This is a genomic window from Saccharospirillum sp., assembly GCF_040881935.1.
In the GTDB taxonomy this organism is placed as follows: Bacteria; Pseudomonadota; Gammaproteobacteria; order Pseudomonadales; family Natronospirillaceae; genus Saccharospirillum.
In genome coordinates, this window is sequence record NZ_JBBECH010000059.1 from 1 (window position 1) to 3,163 (window position 3,163).

The 3,163-nt window shown below is 55.5% G+C and carries 3 protein-coding genes; all 3 read left to right on the forward strand.

The features are described 5' to 3' along the window. The first annotated feature begins 30 nt into the window (after positions 1 to 30). The 3 genes from WEB54_RS11060 to WEB54_RS11070 are packed head-to-tail and all read left to right on the forward strand — an operon-like array spanning position 31 to position 2,905. The gene (locus tag WEB54_RS11060; protein ID WP_368055599.1) at positions 31 to 1,173 is read left to right on the forward strand and encodes an ABC transporter ATP-binding protein; all 1,143 of its coding nucleotides are present in this window, start codon (positions 31 to 33) and stop codon (positions 1,171 to 1,173) included. Further along, on the forward strand, positions 1,170 to 2,072 hold the full coding sequence (locus WEB54_RS11065; protein WP_368055597.1) for an ABC transporter permease subunit: 903 nt from the start codon (positions 1,170 to 1,172) through the stop codon (positions 2,070 to 2,072). Before WEB54_RS11060 ends, WEB54_RS11065 begins: the two co-directional genes overlap by 4 nt. Beyond that, a complete protein-coding gene (locus WEB54_RS11070) occupies positions 2,069 to 2,905 on the forward strand; it encodes an ABC transporter permease subunit (protein ID WP_368055655.1) in 837 nt (278 codons plus the stop codon). Before WEB54_RS11065 ends, WEB54_RS11070 begins: the two co-directional genes overlap by 4 nt. The last annotated feature ends 258 nt before the right edge of the window (positions 2,906 to 3,163 follow it).

The following is a 3,163-nucleotide window of genomic DNA, read 5'->3' on the forward strand; positions in this document are numbered from 1 at the left end:
TTTAGCCAGCGTGAAAGGGGAGACACCCAGATGGCATTAGCGGCCGGCGCGCGCCGACAACAGCATGAAACCAGTACTGAGACGAAGAAAACCCTGCTCAGTATTGAAAAGGTGACCAAATATTTTGATGAAGACCTGGCCGTCGATAACGTAACGCTGGACGTCCGTCAGGGTGAGATTTTTGCGCTGCTGGGGGCTTCCGGCTCAGGCAAGTCGACGCTGCTGCGGATCATGGCCGGGTTTGAGAACCCGACCGAAGGCCGCATTCTGCTGGACGGCGAAGACATTACCCAGCAGCCGCCTTACCAGCGGCAAATCAACATGATGTTTCAGTCCTACGCCCTGTTTCCGCACATGACGGTGGAGCAAAACCTGGCCTTTGGTTTGAAACAGGAAAAGCTGGCCAAAGATGTGATCATCGACCGGGTGCAGCGCATGCTGAAACTGGTGCATATGGAAAAATATGCCCGGCGCAAACCGCATCAGTTGTCCGGTGGGCAGCGTCAGCGGGTCGCCCTGGCGCGCAGCCTGGCAAAACAACCCAAGTTGCTGCTGCTCGATGAACCGATGGGGGCGCTGGATAAAAAATTGCGTACAGAAATGCAGTTGGAAGTGGTCGATATTCTGGAAAATGTGGGCGTGACCTGCGTGATGGTAACGCACGACCAGGAAGAGGCCATGACCATGGCGGATCGCATCGCCATCATGGATCAGGGCTTTATTCAGCAGGTCGGCTCACCGGTCGATGTTTACGAAAGCCCGAACAGCCGGATGGTGGCGGAATTCATCGGCTCGGTGAACCTGTTTGATGGTCGGATCATTGATGATCAGGAAGACCATATGACGCTGCATACCGATGATCTGGACGCCGACATTTACATCGGCCACGGAGTCACCTCGGGTGTTGATGAACGCAGCATGTTGTTTGCCCTGCGCCCGGAAAAAACCCTGATGACGCGTGAGAAACCAGAAGGCGAATTCAACTGGTCTTCAGGCACCGTGCACGACATTGCCTATTTGGGCGGGCATACGGTGTATTACGTTCGGCTGCCTCAGGGCAAGATCGTGCAATGTTTTCTCGCCAATGTTGAGCGCCGTGCCGACCGACCCACCTGGGATGATCCGGTCTATGTGCACTGGGCCAGCGACAGCGGCGTGGTGTTGCGCTCATGAAGAAAATCGATCTGGCTCGCGTTCTGCCGGGTGGTCGCCGCTGGGTGATTGCCGGCCCCTATTTCTGGTTGCTGCTCTTCTTCTTTATGCCGTTCGTTATGGTGGCAAAGATTTCATTGTCAGAAACCTTCCTGGGGATTCCGCCTTACACTGCCATGTTTGAGTGGCTGGATCAGACGCTCAATATTCGCATGACCTTCAGCAACTATGCCTGGCTGCTGAGTGACGATTTGTACATTCGGGCGTATTGGAACTCGATCAAGATCGCTTTTAATGCGACGATTTTTTGTCTGCTGCTGGGTTATCCGATGGCGTACGCGATTGCCAAAGCGCCAGCGCATTTGCAAACAACCTGGTTGTTGCTGGTATTGCTGCCAAGTTGGACCTCGTTTCTGATTCGGGTCTATGCCTGGATGGGGCTGCTCGGCAACAACGGCGTGTTCAACAACTTTATGATCTGGATCGGTCTGATCGATAGCCCGATCCAGATGCTCAACACCAACTTTGCCGTGTATATCGGTGTGGTGTATTCCTATCTGCCGTTTATGGTGTTGCCGTTGTACGCCAATCTGGTCAAACACGACAATGCACTGCTTGAAGCGGCCAGTGACCTGGGCGCTCGTAAGGTCACTTCTTTTTTCCGCATTACCCTGCCACTGTCGGTAAACGGTATCGTGGCCGGGTCCATGCTGGTGTTTATTCCGGTGGTGGGGGAGTACGTGATTCCCGAATTGCTGGGTGGCGCCGAGACGCTGATGATCGGCAAGGTCTTGTGGCAGGAGTTCTTTAATAACCGGGACTGGCCAGTCGCCTCGGCACTGGCGGTACTGATGATTATGCTGCTGATCGTACCGATCATGCTGTTTCATCGGTACCAGAACAAGGAGTCGGGATTATGAGGTCGGGTCGTTTCAGTCTCAGTGTTTGCATTTTCTGGCTGGGCATCGTCTTCCTGTATGGCCCGATGCTGATGTTGATCATTTATTCGTTCAATGCCTCGCGCATGGTGCAGGTGTGGGCTGGCTGGTCAACCCACTGGTACGGTGAGCTGTTCCGGGATCAGCAACTGATGAGCGCGGTCGGACGCTCGTTGCAGATCGCTTTTTACTCGGCGAGCACGGCGGTGGTAATCGGCATGCTGGCGTCCATCGTTATGGTTCGCTTCACCCGATTCCGCGGCCGTACGTTGTTCAGCGGCATGATCACGGCGCCGCTGGTAATGCCCGACGTTATTATCGGTATTTCCATGTTATTGCTGTTCGTCGCCATGGCACAGTCGTTCGGCTGGCCAGCTCAGCGCGGCCTGCTGACGATCTGGATTGCGCACACGACCTTCTGTGTGGCCTATTCCACGGTGGTGATCAGTTCGCGGTTGCGCGAGATGGATCAGAGCCTGGAAGAGGCAGCTCTGGATTTGGGGGCTACACCAATCAAGGCATTTTTCCTGGTGACACTGCCGGTCATCTCACCGGCCATTATTTCCGCCTGGCTGCTCTCGTTTACCCTCTCCCTGGATGACGTGGTCATTGCCAGCTTCGTTACTGGCCCTGGCGCCACAACCCTGCCGATCGAAGTCTTCAGCCAGGTCAAACTTGGGGTTACACCCAAGATCAATGCGCTGGCGACCATTATCATTGGCGTGGTCTCAGTCATAGCTTTCTCCAGCTGGATGCTGTTTCGCAAGATTGACCAGCACAACCGTGCGGCGGCGCGTATGGCCGCCCACGGTTAAAGCAGTTGCTCTTGTGGCTTCAAGTTTCGGAGTTTGCACAATGCTAGCGGCGGGTGCCGGTGGTGCCTCTGCGGGGTAGTCCGCAGCAGGGATGCTGCGGTCTAGGCTCCATGGATGGATTTACGCCGACCCCGCAGAGGCACCACCGGTAGCCGACGCGGGCCATGGCCACCCGAATAACCCAAACTCCGAAACGTGAGTTGTGCGGTTCGCTCTGGGCCGTGGCCTTAAATTTCCCTATGATGTGCACTGACCGGG